Origin of the sequence: Hymenobacter defluvii, assembly GCF_017589435.1 — a bacterium.
In the GTDB taxonomy this organism is placed as follows: domain Bacteria; phylum Bacteroidota; class Bacteroidia; order Cytophagales; family Hymenobacteraceae; genus Hymenobacter; species Hymenobacter profundi.
Map to the genome: position 1 here is coordinate 1 of NZ_JAGETX010000002.1, position 20807 is coordinate 20807.

A 20807-nucleotide genomic window follows, 5' to 3' on the forward strand; every position below is an offset into this window, starting at 1 on the left:
CCGCTGGAAAGCACTTTGGTCGACATAGGCACTGGAAGGTAAGACTTGCCACTGTCTGTTTTCACTAGACCACCTCACTTTACCACCTTCTACCGTACTTCATCAGCAATTGCAGGATTTGAGGACTTTAGCTTAATTGCACTTATTTTATATAATCAACCTAATCATTTCCTGTATGTTCAAAGATGCTTTTTCCTTTAATGGCCGCATCCGCCGTAAAGAATATATTGTTAGTCAGTTACTCTACTACGTTGGCTTACTGATTATCTCCTTCTTTGTCAGTGAAGCCGATATGCCAATAGTAGGCTTCCTTTTCTTGCCTTTGGCTTGGTTTAGCTTGGCACAAGGAGCTAAAAGATGCCACGACCGGGATAATACTGGTTTCTTTCAGATCATTCCCTTTTATAGTATTTGGATGTTTTTTGCACCGGGCGATAATGGTCCGAATAGTTTTGGTCCTGACCCCAAGCAAACAGCTATGGAGATGCATCTTATCTAGCTATCTAATACCCTACTAAACCACAAGACCAACCTTTCTGGGTTGGTCTTGTGGTTTAGTAGGGCTAGCGGTTTCCATTTATTACTCAGCATTTCGTGCTGTGATGCGTATATGAAGAATTCTAACCTAGCTTAAATACCCATGCCTATTCTACAAGACAAAACCATACTCGTGACGGGGGCTACCTCCGGTATTGGGCAGATTACGGCGCAGGAACTCGCTAAACAAGGCGCCTACGTAATACTGCTAGCTCGCAATCCTGAAAAAGCCGAGCAAGCCCGCCGCGACATTGTGGCCGCCGCCGGCCACGACCGGGTAGGCATTCTGTTGGCCGACCTATCCGACCTGGACCAAGTGCGCAAAGCCGCCGCCCAGTTCAAAGCCACCTACCCTCGCCTTGATGTGCTAGTAAATAATGCAGGCTTATTGCCTAAGAAAGAGCGCGAAACCTCCGCCCAAGGCTACGAAATAGGCATGGCAGTAAACCACTTAGGGCCATTTCTGCTAACTAGCTTGTTGCTGCCTATGCTCCAGGCAAGCTCCGCCGCACGTATTGTGAACGTAGCATCGGAGGCCTACCACTTTGCCAAGCCTAATCTGGCTGACTTTCAGTCGGAACAGAACTTCAGCGCATTGCGCGTGTACAGCAATACCAAGCTCTACAATATTATGTTCACGCAGGAACTGGCGCGGCGACTACGTAGCCACGGCATCCGTAACGTGACCACCAATGCACTGCACCCCGGCGCCGTAGCCAGCAGCTTCGGCGGCGACAGCACCGGACTAATGGCCGTGGCCATGCTGGTAGCGCGGCCTTTCATGATTTCGCCGGAGCAGGGCGCGCAAACCAGCATCTTTCTGGCCTCCGATCCATCGGTGGCCGACATCAGCGGCGGCTACTACGATTCGAAGCAGACCAAAGCAGTGAAGCACTCCTTCAACACTCCGGAGAACGCCCGACGACTGTGGGAAATCAGCGAGGAGCTGACGGATACGCACTTTCTGGAGTAAGCAGCAAGCGTTTACCCCTCGAAACATTTGGGGCGGCTAGTCGCTTGCTTCTACATTCACTTGTTTATTTGAACTCATGGAATTAGGCATTAGCTCTTTTGGCGAAGTAGCACCGGCCCACGTAGCTGGCCAAGACTACGCCGCCCAACAACGCATGCAGGAAATATTGGCCCTGGGTCGCCAAGCTGATGAGGTAGGGCTAGATGTGCTGGCTATCGGCGAGCATCACCGTTCCGATTATGTGGTGTCGGCGCCGGAGGTGGTGCTGGCGGCCGTGGCTGCCACTACCCAACGCATCCGGTTGGCCAGCGCCGTTACTGTGCTTAGCTCGGCCGATCCGGTGCGCACGTTCCAGAACTTTGCTACAGTCGACCTTATCTCGAATGGTCGGGCTGAGATTATTGCAGGACGTGGTTCTTTCATTGAATCGTTTCCGCTTTTTGGTTACGACTTGAAGCACTACGACGCGCTGTATGCTGAGAAGCTAGAGCTTCTATTGAAGATCAACGAGCAGGAGATTGTGAGCTGGCAGGGCAAGCACCGGCCTAGCTTCGCGCAAAAAGGCGTGTATCCGCGCCCGGTGCAACCGCGCCTACCCATCTGGATTGGGGTAGGCGGCACGCCGGCTTCTGCCCAACGGGCCGGCGCGCTGGGCCTAGGCCTCACCATTGCTATTTTGGGCGGCGCACCAGCGCAGTACGTGGCCTTTGCCGACCTCTACCGCCAAGCGGCTCAGCAGGCCGGCCACGACCCGGCTACCCTACCGCTATGCCTCAACTGCCACTTTCACGTAGCCGAAAACTCCCGGCAGGCCGCCGATGAGTTTTTCCCCGCTTACGCTACCGTGATGAACCGTATCGGCCGAGAGCGGGGCTGGTCGCCCATGTCGCGGGCGCAGTTCGACCACTTGCGTGGTCCGCAGGGACCATTGCTGGTAGGCAGTCCGCAGGAAATTATCGACAAGCTGCTGTATATCAGTCAACTTTTTAACAACACTCGCTTTATCGGACAGCTGATGCTGGAGGGAATGCCACACGAACAAGTGATGCGCTCCACCGAGTTGTTTGGCAAGGAGGTAGCACCCGCAGTGCGTGAGCGGCTGGGAGTAATGGTATAAATTACCTTCCTGATTGCCGAACCGCTTCTTAACATATCATACAAACAAAACCCCGCCCGGTATAGCACCGGGCGGGGTTTTGTTTGAGCACTGGTTATTTTCTAGTAACGGTACAAATCCGACTTGAACGGGCCTTCCACATCTACGCCGATGTACTGGGCTTGCTTGGGACGCAGTTCGTCCAGTTCTACCCCAATCTTAGCGAGGTGCAGGCGGGCTACTTTCTCGTCGAGGTGCTTGGGGAGGGTGTACACCTGGTTCTCGTACGCCTCAGCATTGGTCCACAGCTCAATCTGGGCCAGCGTCTGGTTAGTGAAGGAGTTCGACATTACAAACGAGGGGTGGCCGGTGGCACAACCCAGGTTCACCAAACGACCTTCGGCCAGGATAATCACCTCTTTGCCGTCGATGTTGTAGAGGTCTACCTGCGGCTTCACGGTGTCTTTGGTGCTGCCGTAGGTCTTGTTAAGCCACGCCATGTCGATTTCATCATCGAAGTGGCCGATGTTGCAGACGATGGCTTTATCTTTCAGCGAGCGGAAGATTTCCTCCGTGATGATGTCGCAGTTGCCGGTAGCCGTCACGATGATGTCGGCCTGGGGGGCGGCGTCTACCATTTTCTTCACCGCGTAGCCATCCATGGCGGCTTGCAGGGCGCAGATAGGGTCAATTTCCGTCACGATAACGCGGGCGCCAGCGCCGCGCAGCGAGGCAGCGGTACCTTTTCCTACGTCGCCGTAGCCGGCCACTACGGCTACCTTGCCGGCCATCATCACGTCGGTAGCGCGGCGGATAGCATCCACAGCCGACTCTTTGCAGCCGTACTTATTATCGAACTTCGACTTGGTAACGGAGTCGTTAATATTAAAGGCAGGGATGGGTAGGGTGCCGGCTTTCACGCGGTCCAGCAGGCGCAGCACGCCCGTGGTGGTTTCTTCCGAAATACCCTTGATGCCAGCGGCCAACTCGGGGTACTGGTTCAGCACCATGTTGGTCAGGTCGCCGCCGTCGTCCAGAATCATGTTCAGGGGCTGACGCTCTTCGCCGAAGTATAACGTCTGCTCGATGCACCAGTTGAACTCCTCCTCATTCATGCCCTTCCAGGCATACACCGGAATGCCAGCGGCCGCAATGGCTGCAGCAGCGTGGTCCTGGGTAGAGAAGATGTTGCACGACGACCACGTAACATCGGCGCCCAAAGCAATCAGGGTTTCGATGAGAACGGCCGTTTGGATAGTCATGTGCAGGCAGCCGGCAATGCGGGCGCCTTTCAGCGGCTGCGAGGGGCCATACTCCTCGCGTAGCGCCATCAGGCCTGGCATCTCAGCCTCAGCCAAGCGAATTTCCTTGCGGCCCCACTCGGCCAGAGAAATGTCTTTTACTTTATAGGGGACGTAGGTCGTCGCCGTGGTTGGGTTTGTATCAAGCATGATGCAGGTAATTTGGCGTTTCAACCACAAAGGTAGCCAAGTTGTTGAGGAATTTCGAGATGACGTTCTGCTAGTTTGCGGGTTGCAGCTCCTCTACACTCAGCGCCAGCGAGCCGGGCGTGGTAGCCGTAGCCGCGGCCCCACGCAACACTACATTGTATAGCTTGCCCGCCCGCAAAATGGAAGGCTGGGAGGTAGTAGCCATTACAGAGCCTCCAGGTTGCACGGCACGCAACGTTACAGTATCAGGATCAACCACCAAAAAGCCAGTATTGCTACGGAAAGCAACGTCCGGGGCATAGGGGGAAGTACCTGCTTTGCTATTAGTCAGCGTAATACGCGGCGCTTCATACCCCAGATTAATAAAACGCAAGTGCGCTTTGCCAGCCGAAGGAATCGTCAGATCATCCGTTAGGCTCAAGGCCGCTACCTGAGTGGGGCTGCTATTGTAGATATACACTGAGTGAAATTTCCGACTGTTAATCGTGAGCGGCACGCTCACTAGGTTAGATGGGGTAGCAGCATCTTTAACTTCCAGTGTATGCGCTCCGGCGCTTAGCTCAGTATATCCGGTGCTCTGACCATAATAGAGGGGCTTTGCAGTCTGATCATCCACCCGCGCATTCACGGAAGTTGGTACAGCAGAAGCCACGTGCACAATGTTGAGCTTACCAGCAGCTGGCGTGTTTTCCGCGTCGTTACAGCCAGCCAAAATCAGTAGAACCGGTGCCAACAGTGCCCCGCAACGTGATGCAGGAAATAGAATATGTGTCATGCTTATTGTTTTTATAAGGATATAAATTCCTAAAGAAAACAGATTACTAGCAAATAGTCGCATGTGCGTGCTAAACTATTGTCTTCTGCAAAACCATATAGTGCGGCAAACGGCCTCTGCAAAGCTATTTAAAGCGAGTGTAGACAGTCGTCGCCGCCGCGTACAGAACGAATCAGTCCGGAATAGTGTTCGACAAAAAAATAGGACTCTTTTTTGCTAACAAGCCAAATTAGTTCTGTCTAGGTACTTTTTATTGTTGCATCTATGCGCTTCTCTGTTACGACGATCTGCCGTCGCATTGCTCTGCTGTTGTTTTTTCTACTGGGGTTTTCTCAGGCGTATGCGCAGCAGCCTACCCCTATGGGGCAATATATTCGCTTGAGCCCCGAGGATAAAAACCGAGGTCTGAACGGGCCGCAGACCAATTTTTACTTTGCCACCGATACCAGCACCAATTACCGCAACGCGGGCTATTTCGGGCAGAAGCTTCGCCCCTACTTGGCCGGTAATTCCGAGGCGCTGGAATTTCTTAACGATTACCGCCGACAGAAGTCGTTGCATTTGGCCGAGCGACTGGTGTTTGTTGGCTCTGTGGCGCTATATGGTCAGCAAGTGTTAGCCGGCGACGAGCGGCAGTACTTCAACAACACCCAAAAGGTGGCCGCAGGCGTGGCCGTTTTCAGCTTGATAGCTAATGTGCTCATCTCGCGTAATACCAACACCCACTTGCTGCGGGCAGTAGAAACACACAACGGCATGTTGCCCGCAGCGCGGCACGGTGCCCTCTGGCAGCGCTATCGCCCCACTACAGTAGGCATGAGCGCCACTGCTACGGGCCAGCCTTTGCTGGCGTTGAGCTGGCAGTTGCACTAATTTGCCCGTTTTTGCGTAGATAGGGGCATGGAATATCCGTTGCCCGCGGCGGCCCGGCAGTATGTAGCCGACCACCTGCACCACGACCCGGCCCAGCTGGCGTTGCAGGCCCGCCGCTTTCCGGGACTCCCCGTCCCCGAGCTGGTTCGCCAGATTCAGGCCCGCCAAAAGGCGCGCACCAAGCTGCCCGCCTGGGCCGAAAACCCCGAATTGATTTTTCCGCCGGCCCTGTCGGTGGAGCAGGCTTCGTCGGACCGCACGGCAGCTTTTAAGGCCGAGTTGGTTGGCGGGCAACGCTTAGCCGACCTCACGGGCGGCTTCGGTGTAGATACCTGCTACTTTGCCAGCCACGTAGCCGAGGTGCACTATGTGGAGCGAAATCCGCAGTTAGCTGAGGTGGTGCAGTACAATTTGGGTCTGCTAGGTGTGCGCAATGTGCACTACCACACTACTGATGCCCTGTCATTTTTAAAAAGCACACCGGATACGTTTGACTGGCTCTACCTCGATCCGGCCCGCCGCGACACCGCCTCGCGCAAGATTTTCCGGTTGCAGGACTGCGAGCCGGATGTGCTACGTATCTTACCCCTGCTGCTGCACAAAGCCCCGCGCATCCTGCTCAAAACCTCACCCATGCTCGATATTGAGCTAGCCATTCAGGAATTGAAGCATGTGCGTCGGTTGTGGGTGCTAGCTGTGGATAACGAGTGTAAGGAGGTGCTGTATGAGCTAGGCGAAGAACCCGCCGTAGACCCCGAGCGCTACGCCGTGAACCTGACCCGCACCGGCGAGCAGCAGGAGTTCCGCCTGAACCGCGCCCGCGAAGCCCGCGCCATATCGCGCTACGCCGAGCCGCAGATGGGGCAGTACCTCTACGAACCCAACGCGGCCATCCTGAAAGCAGGAGCGTTCCGTAGCATCGGCAATGCCTTCGAGCTACTGAAACTGCACCAGCATAGCCACTTGTATATGGCCGACGACCTGCGTGCGGACTTTCCGGGTCGAATCTTCCGCATTCAGGCGGTGGAGCGTTATGATGCCGATGCTCTTCTACCCTACCTTGGCCCCGAAGCGCGTGCACACGTTACTACCCGCAATTTCCCAGATACGGTAGCCGTATTCCGGCAACGCACCGGCATCCGGGAGGGCGGCCACATCTATTTGTTTGCTACCACCGATTTGCGGGGCCGCCTAATGGTATTGGTGTGCGAAAAGGTGAAGCGTTGGAGTGGAGAGCTAGTAGCGGCTACCCAATTGGCTTAGTATACCGTACTATTTGGCCGGGCTGGTCCACTGGCTATCCTTGATGCGGAAGCGCCAAGGTAGGCCAGCCGCCTCCGCGCCAGCGTAGGCCAGCCCTACTCTGGCGCTAGCGCGTACCTGCGTGTCGGGCACGTCCTCGCCGTGGTCTTCCAGCCAAAGCACGTCGCCCTGCAGATCGGTGCCGGTGAGGGCGGGCGTGACGCCTAGCGCCTGCGTGAGCAAGCCAGGGCCGGCCGTCAGGTTGCGGGCTATGGCCGCTAGACCACGCCGGCGGAGCATCGTATCAATGCCCACGGTAGGCTCAATGGCGCGAATCAGGACAGTATTAGGAATATCGGCGGCGTTGCTGACGATGTTGAACAGCGTGTGCCGCTGGTACACTGTGTAGAGGTAGGCGCGGCCGCCCGGCTCATATAGCGCCTGTCCGTGCTGACCGCGCCGCTTCAGGTGCATTGTGAGGGAGTTGTCGCCCTCGTGAGAGTAGGCTTCGGTTTCGACGATGCGGCCGCCGGTTAGCTCGCCATCAATGCGGGAGAAGACGTACTTCCCCAGAAGTTCGCGGGCAATTAGGGTAGGGTCGGGGCGCTGGAAGAAAGCGGCGGAAATTATATTGGCCACGGATTCGCTTGGATGTTGAGGGTTACACGAATTTTTGTGAACGAGAGTTTTTTCGCCCATCGCCTACCCTATCATCCTGAGCTTTCTAACAGCCCCATCCACGAAATCCGTGTAATCCGAAAAATCCGAGCGAATCCGTGGTTCAGACAGTATCTTTGTGGCGTAGCGGTGGCCGGACCCTAAATGCGGGGCGAGGCTGAAAAGGGAATCCGGTTCAAGGCCGGAGCTGTCCCCGCAACTGTACGCTTCGAGAGTGGGCGCATCACGCAGCTGCCACTGTTTCGCAGAACGCCAGGTTTCGATCACGAAACTTAGCCGGAGAAATGGGAAGGCGATGTGCCCGAAGCAAGCCAGGAGACCTGCCACTACGTTTCCCCATGTTCAGCGCCTTCGGTGGAAGGGCGGAGAACGAATGCAGCGGGCGGCCTCGGCCTCCTGGTTTTTTCTGTTTTCGGCCTCGGCTACGTGGCGGGTTTCGGCTCGCAGCGGAGTTTTGAACTGACTTTTCCTACCCCGGAAATTTTGGTTCGGATACGTTTTTTACGCGCTACTTCTTCCACCCCTACCCGCACGCTACGCGTGCTGGCGGTGGCAGCAAGCCTGTTGCCAACCGCAGCAGTGCAGGCCCAGCGCGCACCCATTGATACCAGCGCTACCACGCCACATTTGCTACCCACGGCCGTGGTAGAAGCCGCCCGCCTGAGCCGCTACGCCGTGGGCAGCCGCCGCACTACCCTCGATTCGGTGGCCGTGAACCAGCTGCCAGCGGGCACGCTGGCCGAGGCGCTGAGCCGGCTTACCCCCATTTATCTGAAGAATTACGGGCCGGGGCAGCTGTCGTCCATCACGCTGCGCGGCACCTCGGCTCGCCACACGGCCGTGCTCTGGAACGGCTTCAACATCAACCTGCCTACCCTGGGCGAAGCCGATTTTGCCCTGCTACCCGTGAATGGGGCTACCCGAATTACGGTGCAGCCCGGGCCGGCCAGCGCGGTGTACGGCAATGGCGCTTTAGGAGGCACGGTGCTGCTATCGTCGCCGGTGCAGTGGGGAGCGGGGTGGCGCGGGCAGGCGCAGGCCGATGTGGGCAACTATGGAATGCGGGCTGGAAGCGTCGAGAACAGCTTCAGCAACGATAAACTGGCCTTGCGCACGGCTGCTTCGTATCGTGAGGGCCAGAACGATTTCCCCTACCAGGAGCGCACGATTGACGGCTTGGTGGAACGCCGGCAGACCAACGCCGCCTACCGGCAATGGAGCCTCACCCAAGATGCTACCCTGCGCCTGGGCCAGCACGGCGAGTTGATGGGCGCCGTGTGGCTGACAGACGCCGACCGCCGCATTCAGCCCGCTATTGGGGCCGCTAACGACAATGCCAAGGAGCGCGACCAGAGCCGTCGGTTGTTTGCCGGCTACCGCCACGTGGCCGGCCGCCACGAAACGGGCGTGCGCATGGCGTGGTTTGAGGATATTCTGAACTACCGCAGCAACACCGTGGCGCAGAGCAACTCGCGGGTGCGCACCAGCCAAATACAGGCCGACCACAGCCTACAACTCCGCTCCAACCTGAGCGTGCGGGTAGGCGGCGAGGCGCAGCACTTTGCCGCACGGGTAGATGGCTACGGCCAAGACCTCACCGAAAACCGCTTCTCGGGCTACGCTCTCGTGCGCTACGACCCTACGTCTACCCTCCGCCTCACGGCCAATATCCGACAGGCGTTTATTCCGGGTAGGCGGCCGCCACTGGCTCCTACCTTGGGCGGCGAGTGGCAGGTGTGGCAACACGACACCCATACGTTGGTGCTAAAAGGCAGCGCAGCCCGCAGCTACCGTGTGCCTACCCTCAACGAGCGATACTGGCGCCCCGGCGGCAACCCCAACCTGCTGCCTGAAACCAGCCAGGGCTACGAGGGCAGCGTGCAGCACACTTTCAAGCCTATTCCTACCCTCTCGCTGGTGACGGAACTGACGGCCTACCGCCAACAGGTGCGCAACTGGGTGCAGTGGCTGCCCGGCGACACGGTAAGCTACTGGTCGCCGCGCAACCTGCGCCGGGTGCGGGCTCAGGGGATAGAGCTGAGTTCGGAACTGGGCTGGCAGCCGGGGCGCTACACCCTCACGGCGCGGGCGGCCTACGCCTATACCCAGTCGCAGAAGGTGAGTGGCTACACATTCGACCCTGACCCAGTGGGTGTGCAATTGCCCTATGTGCCCTTGCACACGGTGGCGTTCACCACGCGCCAGAGTTGGCGCGGGTGGCAGCTGCTCACGCAGAGCACCTTCACCAGCTTCCGCTACACCGATGCCTCGGCTACTACATTCCTACCCTCCTACTTTCTGCTAAGTGGGTCGTTGGGCTACACCTTCACTACCCGCAGCACCTGGAGCCTGACCGCGCTGGTGCAGGGCTTCAACCTCACCAACCTCACTTATAACAGCTACGAAGCCCGCGCCATGCCCCCGCGCAACGGCGTGCTGAGCCTGCGCGTGAGCTGGCGCTGATTCTACTTTTCACACTTTTCTTTTATATGACACAACGTTTTCTTTCCCTGAGTGCCCGCACGGCCTTCATCCTGGCCAGCGGCCTGACTCTCTGGAGCTGCGACCCAGACAACGATAACGACGCTTCGCCGGCCGGTAGCAATGTGTTTATCGTGCAGGAAGGCAACTTCAATCGGTCTAATGCCGAGATAGTGGGCTTCAACAGTAGTGTAAGTGCTATTACCAACGCGGCGCTGTTTCGTTCAGTGAATAACCGTGTCCTGGGTGATGTGGCGCAGTCAATGACCGTGGTAGGCGACCTGGGCTATATCGTGGTAAATAACAGCCGTAAGATTGAAGTGGTATCGTTGCCAGATTTCAATGAGAAGGCAAACATTTCTACTTTCACTAATGCCGCTGGGCAAGCGGATACGCTACGCTTACCCCGCTACTTCGCTACCAGTAACAACAAGGGCTATGTATCGCAAACGGTGGATTACGATGTACCGAACGGCCTCGTAGGCGTCATAAATCTGACAACCAATCAAATAGTTAAAACTATTCCAGTAGGAAAGCAGCCCGAACAAATGGCTGTAGTTGGCAACAAGCTGTTTGTGTCAAACAATGGCGGCAACACCGTCAGCGTTATAAATACCCAAACCGATGTGATAGAAACTACTATCACTGTGGCCGACAGCCCCGCCAGCATGGTAGTGGATAAGAACAATGCCGTATGGGTGATGTGCTCCGGCCAGAGCACCTACAGCTCTACCCCTCCCTACGCACCCATCGTGACAGTACCGGGCAGCTTGGTACGGATAGACCCGGCTACCAACGCTGTGACGGCTACCCTGCGCTTTGCGGCGGGCCAGCAGGCCGGCGGCCTGCGCACCAATGGCGCGAAAGACCAACTGTTTTTCCGTCGCCAAAGCGGCGTGTACCGCATGAGCATTACGGATACCGCCCTACCTACTGCGCCGCTGTTTCAGCGCCGGGGTGGTTTCTACGGGCTTGATGTAGACCCGCGCACGGGCCTAATATATGGCTCGCCGGAAAACTTCACGGGCACGGCTCGTTTCTTCCGCTACCAGACCACTGGCCAGGTTATCGACTCCTTCACTATTGGTACCAGCGCCAACAGCTTTGTGTTTTATAATTAGGAGCGCTATCCTACCCACCCTATTCTAGGTGGCCTATCGCTAAAACGGCCCCGTACAGGTTTGTACGGGGCCGTCGTAGTTTATAAAATGGTCACGAAGTATGCTTAATCGGCTTTACCGTCGTGGTTGTGGTCGGTGGCTTGCAGGGTTTGATCGTACTGCTGCTCGATGGTTTTTTGACCAGCCGTGTCGGGAATGGCGCGGGTGGAGGGCATAGAGTCCAAGTCGCGGCCGGGAGTAGCGTCGGACTGACCGAAGTCTTTGGCGGCGCCGCGCTCTACGTCCGTATCAGCATTATCGGTGCCAGTGCTGCACGCGCCCAGCAGAGTAGCAGAGGAAATAAACAACGTGGCGGCCAGCAGGCGCAGGGTCGAAAGAGTTTTCATGAGGTAGGGAAAGCAAAAAATCAGCGAGGAGAAAGTAATGGTACGGCGGAAGGCCGCCGCGGTTTTCGTTCTCTTTCCGAAGTGCCAGGTAATGATATATTTGTAGTCCGTTGCTTTGCACTTATGGCCCGTACACTCACTTCTTCTATTCCTTATCTGCGTTTGCGACGGCAAGCTGGCATCCTGGCTGGCGTGAGCCTGTTGCTGGCCCTGCTGCTGATTGGCTACACCTTTGGCGTAGAGAATCATTTTTTTGCTAGACTATTTTCCGCCTTTTTCGTATTTTTCTGGTTGTTGGCAGTCACTTTTTTGGGCATCGTACCGTTTGTGAACTGGGCTGCCCGTAGTTGGTTTGGTAAGGAGTGGACTTCCGACTCCTTCACAAAAACTGCTGCTCGTCGTTCATCTGCCTCAACCTCACCATCGTCTGCGCGTACACCTACCCGAACTGCCTCTCGATCCAGCCAAAAACGACACCCGTGAAAACTACACTCTTACACATCAAGAACATGGTGTGCCCCCGGTGCATCGACGCCGTACGCACTGTGTTGGAACAAGCCGGTTACCGGCCCACCGAAGTAACCCTGGGCCAGGCTCAGCTTGACCGTACTACCCCCGCCGACCCTACCGCCGTGGCACCTATCCTGCAAGAAGCGGGGTTTGACGTGCTCACTGGACGGGCTGAACAGCTCACCGAGCAAATCAAAACGTCCTTGACCGAGTACCTGGAGCACCTGCGCACCGCCCGGATGCCCCTCACCACCTCGGCCTTTCTGACGGAGCGTTTTGCGGCTACCTACTCGCACCTGAGCAAGGTATTTTCGCGCACCGCCAACCTCACCATCGAGAAATACCTGATCCGCCTCAAGATTGAGCGCGTGAAGGAGATGCTGAGCTACGGCGAAATGACCCTAAGCGAAATTGCTGACCAAATGCGCTATAGCTCGGGCCAGCACCTGAGCAACCAATTCCGCCAGGTAACGGGCCGCTCCGTGAGCGAATTCCGCCGTGATCTGATGCCCAAGCGTTTGTCGCTAGACAAGGTAGGGTAACACGGAACTGTCCAAAATAAAACCGGCGGGGTAGGAGCTGTGCTCTCCTATCCCGCCGGTTTTATTTTGATGGCTATCTAATATGAATCTTGGCTTCCGTGTATTGTATCTATAATACTCTACAGATTAGGCTCTGTCTCACCTATCGCTAAAGGATGAGCCTTCATCTGCACAATATAAATTTCCAACATTATTTTGAATAATTGGCTGTATATCAAACGTTACCGGAATATTGTGAGGCGCACCAAGCAAATTGGCACCCTGCTTAATTATGTTGTACTTCACATGTACTTCACCTTCGTACCAACAGTCGAAGAAATTCACGAATCCTTTAAATAGGTTACGCAACAGGCGTACTGGAAAACCAGGCTTGTTATGACCGCCGCTCGAGAAATTCAGGTAGCTATAAAACACACATTCTTCAATAAGTAAGCCACCCACAAAGTAAGCAAATATGAAATCGGCCCGGTGAAAATGGCAGTAGCTCAGTATCATCGGTCGCTCATATGAAAGCACTACGCCAGATAAGTCGTCTACCTCACAGTGTAATATGATAATGGAGTGGAAGCAATAAGTATTGTCGGTTGATAATTGCAGCAGATCCAGCTTTCCTATAATATGATAGTATTGGAGCGATTCGCCGTTTCGCAGCTTCTCCAATGCCACATCAGCAGGTAAAGCGGTCAGAAGTTGGGGGAAATTGAACACAGTAATACTGAGTTGATTTGACGCACTCTAAAGTAAGAACAATAGACCACGCCGTATCTTTGTGGGCACCTTTACCGCCGCTTGGTGGTTATTGCCGCCGTGTCTAGTCCTCACATTCTCCTTATTACCCCGCCGCTTACGCAGCTGAACACGCCCTACCCGGCTACGGCCTACATCAAAGGCTTTCTGGTGGGGCGTGGCCACCAGGTTACGCAGGCCGACCTAGGGCTGGAACTGGTGCTGAAAATGTTTTCGCAGGAAGGGTTGAAGCGGGTTTTTGCGGCTATAGAGCAGGGTAGTTTTGAGCTGAGCGACAACGCTCGCCGTATGGTGCGCCTGCAACGCAGCTACCTCACTACTATTGGGCCGGTCATCCGATTTCTGCAAAATAAGGATACTACCCTAGCGCCGCGCATCTGCCACGCCCGCTACCTACCCGAAGCCAGTCGCTTCGATAACGTGGCCGATTTGGAAAGCGCTTTCGGCACGATGGGCCTCACTGATCAGGCTCGCCATTTGGCCACGCTCTACCTCGAAGACCTTGGCGACCTGATAAAAGAGACGGTAGGGCCGCAATTTGGTTTTTCGCGCTACGCCGAGAAGCTGGGCATGTCGGCTACTTCGTTCGATCCGCTGCACGAAGCACTGCAAGCTGCGCCCAACTTGCTGGATCAGATGCTGGAAGAGTTGCTGGATGCGTTGGTGACCCGCGTGGAGCCAGATGTGGTAGGGTTTTCGGTGCCGTTTCCGGGCAACTTATACGGGGCATTGCGGCTGGCATGCCGAGCCAAACAGCTGCGCCCACGCATCAAAACCCTGATGGGCGGCGGCTACCCCAACACTGAGCTACGTCAGCTGAAAGAGCCGCGCTTTTTCGACTACATCGACTACCTCACGCTGGACGATGGCGAGGGGCCGTGGCTGCGGCTGTTGGAATATTTAAGTCAACCAGAACGTCATGCTGAGCTTGCCGAAGCATCGCTCCCCCTACCCTTTCAGCGCACTTTCTTGCGTAATGCGGCTGGTGAAGTCGAATACGTCAATCAGCCTTTCCCTGACATTCCGCACCCCGAGGTAGGCACACCCGACTACTCCGATTTGCCGCTTGCCAACTACCTCTCGGTGATTGAAGTGCTGAACCCCATGCACCGCCTCTGGAGCGACGGCCGCTGGAACAAGCTCACCATTGCCCACGGCTGTTACTGGAAGCGCTGCTCCTTCTGCGACGTAACGCTGGACTACATCTCGCGCTACGAGACGGCACCCGCTACCCTATTGGTAGACCGCATTGAGCAAATTATTGCCCAGACGGGCCAAACGGGTTTTCACTTTGTAGACGAAGCCGCCCCGCCCCTGGCCCTGCGCGACCTGGCCGTGGAACTGTTGCGCCGACGCGTGAGCATTACATGGTGGGGCAATATCCGTTTCGAGAAGACCTTCTCGCCCGATTTATGCCGGCTACTGGCTGCCTCAGGCTGTATTGCCGTGAGCGGCGGCCTGGAAGTGGCTTCCGACCGCCTCTTGGCCCTTATGGAAAAGGGCGTGACCATTGCCCAAGTAGCCCGCGTGACGGACGGCTTCACGCAGGCTGGCATCATGGTGCATGCGTATCTCATGTATGGTTTCCCTACCCAGTCGGCGCAGGAAACTGTGGATTCGCTGGAAGTGGTGCGGCAGCTGTTTGGAGCGGGTATTGTGCAAAGCGGTTATTGGCACCGCTTTTCCATGACGGCGCACTCGCCTGTGGGCAAAAATCCGGCAAAGTATCAGGTAGCGGCCATTGGCCCCGAGCCCGGCCCTTTTGCGTGGAATGACCTTTGGCACGACGACCCTACCGGTACCGACCACGAACAGTTTGGCCCCGGCTTGGCTAAGGCGCTTTATAATTATATGCACGGCGTGGCCTTACACGAGCCATTGCAGTTTTGGTTTGATTTCAAGACGCCCCGCCCTACCGTAACGCGCCACCTTATTCAGCAGGCGTTGCAAGAGCCGGGCAAACCCGACTTTGCCCGGCAAAACAACCGGCTATTCTGGCTGGGCAACGCACCCGAACTACGTCAGGAAGCCGGTAAAAAAGGCTCCCGGGCTGTGCTCACATTCTACGAGCAGGCTGAGGACTTTGAATTGAAGACTAGTCCCACCCTCGGTGCCTGGCTGCACGCGCTGCTCACTCGCCTCACTACTGATTATGATACCAAGCAGCTACTCAAAGAGGTGGCGGCTACCTTCCCAGTAGAAGCTGGTCAGTCGTTTGAGGCTTTTTTACAGTCGCCTACCTGGCAACTGCTACGGGAGAAGGGCCTTCTGCTAATCTAAGCACTTGCATTAGTACGCCGTTGACGAGGTTTGCCCGGAAGTTATTCCGGACTTGGCGCACGGGCCTAGCCTAGCCGCGTTATCCGGCGCCTTACTACTATTCTAGTTAGCCCGAAGCCACCTCATACACAGGCTACGCAAGCTCAACAGGGCTATTTCCTTGCTTCTAAGCTATATATTCCGAAGCGAGATGCTCCTAAACCATCTAGTTGTTGCTCCTACTCAACTAATTATGGAGCGAGTATCATTCTTCGCTATCTAGGAATATCAAAAAAATATACAGCTATGAAAAGGATTTCTGCAAACGATTTCGATATATTTCAAACGATTTCTAAAAAATTCCCACACTTCATTCTTTCAGCGTATGAACAACAATTACATGTGGTATCACTCGTCTGTGCCAGCTACGGCCCGGCAAACGAGTAGCCGCCAAACCTGGCACGTAACTTTGCTGATGGTTCTGGCGGCCTTGCTTGTCTCTCTCCCTTTTTCCGGTCTGGCCCAGGCCACTCGGTCTATTTCGGGTAGAGTAACAGACACCAATTCCAGCGGTCTGCCAGGTGTTACAATTATTATTCCCGGCACTACCGTGGGTACCAGTTCTGGCTCCGATGGCTCGTTTGAGCTACAGGTGCCCGCCGCTACCACTACCCTGGCGGTTTCGTCGGTAGGCTACACGTCGCAGCGTGTTGACATCACGGGCAAGTCTACCGTGCAAATCAGCTTGCAAGAAAACTCCAAGGCTTTGGGCGATGTAGTGGTGGTAGGCTATGGCACAGCCCGTAAAGAAGATGTGACCGGCTCCGTGACGACCGTAACGGAGAAGGAATTCAACAGAGGCACCTTCACCTCGCCCGATCAACTCATTCAAGGACGGGTATCGGGGGTGCAGGTGAGCAACAACAGCGGCCAGCCCGGCGGACCAGCTACTGTTCGTATTCGCGGAAACTCGGCCGTAACGGGCACTGGTCAGCCGCTGTATGTGGTGGACGGCGTACCACTCGATGGCCGCTCTGCTCGTCCTGGTCTCTCGACGGGCGCGCTAGGCGCCGGCGCGGATAGCAATCCACTCAACTTTTTGAACCCCAATGACATAGAGTCCATGACGGTGCTTAAGGATGCTTCTGCCACGGCCATCTACGGTTCGCGGGCGGCCTACGGGGTAGTGCTTATCACGACCAAGCGGGGCAAATCGGGAGCACCTCAACTGAACGTAGGCATATCGAACGGCTTCTCCTCGCTGCTGCGCCGGCCCGCTTTCCTGAATGCCAGCCAGTACCGGGAGGCCATAGCCTACTACGGCGCCCCAGCCGCTAACGATAAGGGCGGTGATGTAAATGCCCTCGATGCCATTCTGCGCACCGGATACTTGCAAAACTACAACGTAGCCATGAGTGGGGGTAACGAAACTGGCCGCTACCGCCTTTCTATTGGTTACCTCGACCAAAACGGTATCGTAGACAAAACGGGTTTCAAGAAGTACAGCGCTAACCTTTCGACCAATTTTCAATTTTTAGAAAGCAAGAAGCTAGGACTCGACGTGAACATTGCGACCAGCCAGTTCCGTGAGCAGCTAGCCCCAATCAGCACCGACGCTGGTTCTCAAGGAAGCCTTATTGGGCAGGCCTTGCAGTGGAACCCTACCCAACCGCTACGCAACGCCGACGGCTCCCTATTTGTGCAGCCCGGCGAGGTAGTAAACCCGCTGGCTGCGCAGGAGTATTTCAACGATAACTCCCGCGTAACCACCATTTTGGCTAGCGCAGCGCCTTATTATAAGTTCACCGACTGGCTTCAGTACCGAGCGCTCCTGAGCGTCAATTACAATACTGGCGAACGGCGAACCTCTATTGACCAGCGCTTGATCAATTACAGTGATATACAAAACAAAGGCTTTGCCGGCATCGGCCAGAATGAGCTGACGACGCAGCAAATGGCGCATACGCTAACCTTCAACAAGCAAGTTGTTGATGGTGTAAACGTCAATGCCCTCCTGGGCTACGAATACACGAAGTTTGCCAACCAGGGCTCCAACATGAATGCTTTCGGTAACCCCGACCAGGGGGGATTCGGTAATTTCGGTGTTGATTATACCAACTACATTCAGTACTCGGCCGCTGGTAACCGTTCAGTGTCCTCTTTCATTGACCCTTCCTCTCAATTACAATCATTGTTTGGCCGGGCAATCTTGAACTATAAGGACCGCTACGTGCTGACGGGAACCTTGCGCCGGGATGAAAGCAGCAAGTTCGGGCCGAACAACCGAGTAGGCTACTTCCCGTCCTTCGCCGCCGCCTGGGACCTGAGCCAGGAGTCCTTCTTCCCGAGTGAGCGCCTCACCCAGTTGAAGCTGCGGGCCGGCTACGGCCGCACCGGCAACCAAGAGTTTCCGGCTGGCTCTTCGCAGGGTCGCTACTCATTCGATAACAACGGGGCGCAGTCGCCTCTGAACGACGCAAACCCGGATTTGAAGTGGCAGTCGGACGCACAGTACAATGCTGGCATTGACGTAGGCATATTCAACAACCGCCTTACGCTTACAGCTGACTACTTCTACAAGACTACCTCTGACTTACTTTTCCCCACGTTGCCTGGCCAGCCCGCGCCACCAGTACAAGCTATTCGCTGGACTAACCTCGACGGTAAAATCATCAACAAAGGGGTAGAGCTAGCGCTGGGTACTATCATTGTTAACAACGATAAGGTGAACGTGGGCTTAAATGCCAACGCTACTTTTATCCGCAATGAGGTAAAAGACCTTGAAGGTGCGGCTATTACGACTGGGGCCATCAACGGACAAGGCTTATCGGGTGTGCTGGCGGAGCTCATCACCAATGGCTATCCTATCAACTCTTTCTTCCTCCCTCAATACACAGGCCTCAACGAGCAAGGACTGTCGAATACGCCGGGCCCGATTGCCTACTCGGGTAGCCCCAACCCCAAAACGTTGCTGGGTCTGAGTGCTAATGTTCAGTATGGCAAACTTTCGCTGACGGCCAACATGACCGGCGCGTTCGGGCAGTATATCTATAACAACACGCTTAACGCAGTAGGCAACGTGGGCCAGATAGGGGCAAGTAAGAATATTGCTCTCTCTACCTTCGAGAATCCGGTGAAAGAAGCCGTTGGCAACCCCTCGGCCGCTACCACGCGCTACCTTGAAAAGGGCAACTACCTGAAGATGTCTAACCTCACGCTGGCCTACGCCTTCGGCGATATCGGCCCGGTGTTTAAGGGGGGCCGTATTTATGCCACGGCTCAGAACCTGTTCGTGCTGACCAACTACGACGGCTTCGACCCAGAAGTGAACACTGTTAAGCGCGGCGCCAATCAAGTGCCTTCTGTGGGCATTGATTACTTGGCCTACCCGAGCGCCCGGACCTTTACGTTCGGCATTAATTTCTCGCTGTAATCTTCCATTCTACTTCCCATGGCTTATTATAAGTTCACCCGCGCAGCCGTCCTCCTGGCCGTGCTGCAATTGGCCAATAGCTGCGACGTTAGCGAAAAGCTAGCTGGTCAAATAAGTGATTCTCAGATTCCGGCGGGCGACCCCGCGGCCCTATTGACTGGGGTATATCAGGCCCAGCGAAACCCTATTCAGGGTTGCGTGAGCGTATTTGCCCTCGAAGAAGTATCGACCGATGCCCGGATCATGCCCACTCGTGGGCCTGACTGGGATGACAACGGCAAGTGGCGGGAGCTGTTTAACCATACCTGGACGCCCAACAACGAACGGGTGCGCGAGACCTTCACCCAGCTTGAGGGCATCGTATACTCTTCCACCGATTTACTGCGCTTTAGTCCTAGCGCCCAACAGGAGGCCGAATCGAGATTTATTCGCGCCTGGGCCATGTATCTACTCCTCGACCTCTACGACCAAGCCCTGTACCGCGACCCGGGTGAGAACCTGGGCATGAAGGCCCGCGTGCGCACCGGCACCGAGTTGCTCAATTACATTGTGAGTGAAATCAATACCGTGCAGCCCAACCTACCCGACGGCCCCGCAGGTCGTGCCAACAAGGATGCCGCTCGGGTGCTGTTGATGAAGTGCTACCTCAACAAAGGCGTATATGCCAACCGCCAGGCCCCTACTTTCGACCCGGCCGACATGAACCAGGTGATTAAGCTGGCCGATGAAGTGATTAACAGCGGCAAATACTCATTTGCGCCCAGCGTCTTCGACAACTTTGCCCCCAACAACACGGCCATTGGCAGAGAAAACATCTTTACCCAGGAGAATACGTTCGGCAACGCCGGCCCTACCCGCGACTTCTGGAAGTTTGTTTTTCACTATAATCTGCTGCCCGTCAATGGCTACAATGGCCCGGCTACTACGGCCGAATTCTATGACCTGTTTGAAGCGACCGACAAGCGCCGCGGCGTGGCCTACAAAACCGAAGGCGGCCCAGCCAACCCCGGCAACCGCGTTAACGTGGGCTTCTACATTGGCCAACAATACGACCTTACCAACGATGCGCAGGTGAAAACTCGCGCTGGCGCTCCACTGGTCTTTACGAAAGAAGTCAACCTCTTTGAAACCGGCCCCGACCTGGAATCGAAGGGTGCCCGGCCGCTGAAGTACCCTGTGGACTACGTCAGTGAGGCCAAAGGCGGCAACGGCTGCGAGAACGACCACGTGACCTTCCGTTTGGCCGACGTGTTACTGATGAAGGCCGAAGCTATTATGCGCGGCGGCACGCCTACCAGTGCCGGCCAATATGGCAGTACCGCGCTGGCCATCGTTAACTCCATTCGCACAGATCCCGGGCGCGGCGCTAGCGCCTTCACCTCACTCACGCTGGATATGTTGCTCGCGGAGCGCGGCCGGGAATTATATGGCGAGTCGTGGCGCCGACAGGATATGATTCGCTTTGGCAAGTTTCTACTGGCACGCAAAGACAAGCCCGTGAGTGACCCTACTCGCCTAGTCTATCCTATTCCGCAAAGCCAGGTAGATGTAAATTCTAATATCACCCAGAATCCCGGCTACTAACCGTCTAGAAAAGCCCCCGATGCTTGGCGCGGTGCCAAACGTCGGGGGCTTTTTCTGGCCCCTACCCTACCCCCGTGGCCAGAATGTAAAGTCTAATAGCCAAGCTTTTAGTCGGAATG

General features: G+C 55.8%; 17 protein-coding genes and 1 riboswitch. Of the genes, 12 read left to right on the forward strand and 5 right to left on the reverse strand.

Annotated elements, in window-relative coordinates:
* Positions 1-175 precede the first annotated feature (175 nt).
* The 3 genes from J4D97_RS04200 to J4D97_RS04210 all read left to right on the forward strand — a co-directional run bounded on the left by J4D97_RS04200 (position 176) and on the right by J4D97_RS04210 (position 2627).
* A complete protein-coding gene (locus J4D97_RS04200) occupies positions 176-499 on the forward strand; it encodes a DUF805 domain-containing protein (RefSeq protein WP_208306508.1) in 324 nt (107 codons plus the stop codon).
* Positions 500-640: 141 nt separating this feature from the next.
* Positions 641-1510 carry an SDR family oxidoreductase gene (locus J4D97_RS04205; protein ID WP_208306509.1) on the forward strand — a complete coding sequence of 290 codons (870 nt, stop codon included), beginning with the start codon at positions 641-643 and terminating at the stop codon, positions 1508-1510.
* A gap of 76 nt (positions 1511-1586) precedes the next feature.
* Positions 1587-2627 carry an LLM class flavin-dependent oxidoreductase gene (locus tag J4D97_RS04210; RefSeq protein WP_208306510.1) on the forward strand — a complete coding sequence of 347 codons (1041 nt, stop codon included), beginning with the start codon at positions 1587-1589 and terminating at the stop codon, positions 2625-2627.
* Positions 2628-2728: 101 nt separating this feature from the next.
* Here J4D97_RS04210 and ahcY read toward each other — a convergent pair whose 3' ends face one another.
* Together ahcY and J4D97_RS04220 are read right to left on the reverse strand one after the other, a co-directional pair.
* Positions 2729-4057 carry an adenosylhomocysteinase gene (gene ahcY, locus J4D97_RS04215; RefSeq protein ID WP_185281389.1) on the reverse strand — a complete coding sequence of 443 codons (1329 nt, stop codon included), beginning with the start codon at positions 4055-4057 and terminating at the stop codon, positions 2729-2731.
* A 70-nt stretch (positions 4058-4127) separates the two neighbouring features.
* Positions 4128-4790, reverse strand: a complete 663-nt coding sequence (locus J4D97_RS04220; RefSeq protein WP_208306511.1) for a DUF4397 domain-containing protein — start codon at positions 4788-4790, stop codon at positions 4128-4130.
* Between the two features lie 306 nt (positions 4791-5096).
* Here J4D97_RS04220 and J4D97_RS04225 point away from each other — a divergent pair, with 306 nt between their 5' ends.
* Both J4D97_RS04225 and J4D97_RS04230 read left to right on the forward strand, forming a co-directional pair.
* Positions 5097-5705, forward strand: coding sequence for a hypothetical protein (locus J4D97_RS04225; RefSeq protein ID WP_208306512.1), 609 nt, complete (start codon positions 5097-5099; stop codon positions 5703-5705).
* A 27-nt stretch (positions 5706-5732) separates the two neighbouring features.
* A complete protein-coding gene (locus J4D97_RS04230; protein WP_208306513.1) occupies positions 5733-6968 on the forward strand; it encodes a class I SAM-dependent methyltransferase in 1236 nt (411 codons plus the stop codon).
* A 9-nt stretch (positions 6969-6977) separates the two neighbouring features.
* Here the strand turns inward: J4D97_RS04230 and J4D97_RS04235 are convergent, their stop codons facing one another.
* Positions 6978-7586 (reverse strand): DNA-3-methyladenine glycosylase, encoded by a 609-nt coding sequence (locus J4D97_RS04235; protein ID WP_343217050.1) that lies wholly within the window; start codon positions 7584-7586, stop codon positions 6978-6980.
* Positions 7587-7735: 149 nt separating this feature from the next.
* Positions 7736-7967, forward strand: a riboswitch (cobalamin riboswitch).
* Positions 7968-8108: 141 nt separating this feature from the next.
* On the opposite strand from J4D97_RS04235, the gene J4D97_RS04240 reads away from it, so the two are divergent.
* Entirely contained in the window at positions 8109-10088 is a 1980-nt protein-coding gene (locus J4D97_RS04240) for a TonB-dependent receptor plug domain-containing protein (RefSeq protein WP_208306515.1), read from the forward strand.
* Positions 10089-10114: 26 nt separating this feature from the next.
* Entirely contained in the window at positions 10115-11227 is a 1113-nt protein-coding gene (locus J4D97_RS04245; protein WP_208306516.1) for a hypothetical protein, read from the forward strand.
* A gap of 104 nt (positions 11228-11331) precedes the next feature.
* Here J4D97_RS04245 and J4D97_RS04250 read toward each other — a convergent pair whose 3' ends face one another.
* Positions 11332-11613, reverse strand: a complete 282-nt coding sequence (locus J4D97_RS04250; protein ID WP_185281395.1) for a hypothetical protein — start codon at positions 11611-11613, stop codon at positions 11332-11334.
* A gap of 123 nt (positions 11614-11736) precedes the next feature.
* On the opposite strand from J4D97_RS04250, the gene J4D97_RS04255 reads away from it, so the two are divergent.
* A complete protein-coding gene (locus tag J4D97_RS04255; protein ID WP_185281396.1) occupies positions 11737-12096 on the forward strand; it encodes a hypothetical protein in 360 nt (119 codons plus the stop codon).
* On the forward strand, positions 12093-12665 hold the full coding sequence (locus tag J4D97_RS23825; RefSeq protein ID WP_185281397.1) for an AraC family transcriptional regulator: 573 nt from the start codon (positions 12093-12095) through the stop codon (positions 12663-12665). The genes J4D97_RS04255 and J4D97_RS23825 overlap by 4 nt, the downstream gene beginning before the upstream one ends.
* 138 nt (positions 12666-12803) lie before the next feature.
* Here J4D97_RS23825 and J4D97_RS04265 read toward each other — a convergent pair whose 3' ends face one another.
* Positions 12804-13373 carry a hypothetical protein gene (locus J4D97_RS04265; protein ID WP_208306517.1) on the reverse strand — a complete coding sequence of 190 codons (570 nt, stop codon included), beginning with the start codon at positions 13371-13373 and terminating at the stop codon, positions 12804-12806.
* Positions 13374-13472: 99 nt separating this feature from the next.
* On the opposite strand from J4D97_RS04265, the gene J4D97_RS04270 reads away from it, so the two are divergent.
* From J4D97_RS04270 to J4D97_RS04280, 3 genes are all read left to right on the forward strand, one after another.
* A complete protein-coding gene (locus J4D97_RS04270) occupies positions 13473-15692 on the forward strand; it encodes a B12-binding domain-containing radical SAM protein (protein WP_208306518.1) in 2220 nt (739 codons plus the stop codon).
* Positions 15693-16056: 364 nt separating this feature from the next.
* The gene (locus J4D97_RS04275; RefSeq protein ID WP_208306519.1) at positions 16057-19104 is read left to right on the forward strand and encodes a SusC/RagA family TonB-linked outer membrane protein; all 3048 of its coding nucleotides are present in this window, start codon (positions 16057-16059) and stop codon (positions 19102-19104) included.
* Positions 19105-19122: 18 nt separating this feature from the next.
* Positions 19123-20688 carry a RagB/SusD family nutrient uptake outer membrane protein gene (locus J4D97_RS04280; protein WP_208306520.1) on the forward strand — a complete coding sequence of 522 codons (1566 nt, stop codon included), beginning with the start codon at positions 19123-19125 and terminating at the stop codon, positions 20686-20688.
* The last annotated feature ends 119 nt before the right edge of the window (positions 20689-20807 follow it).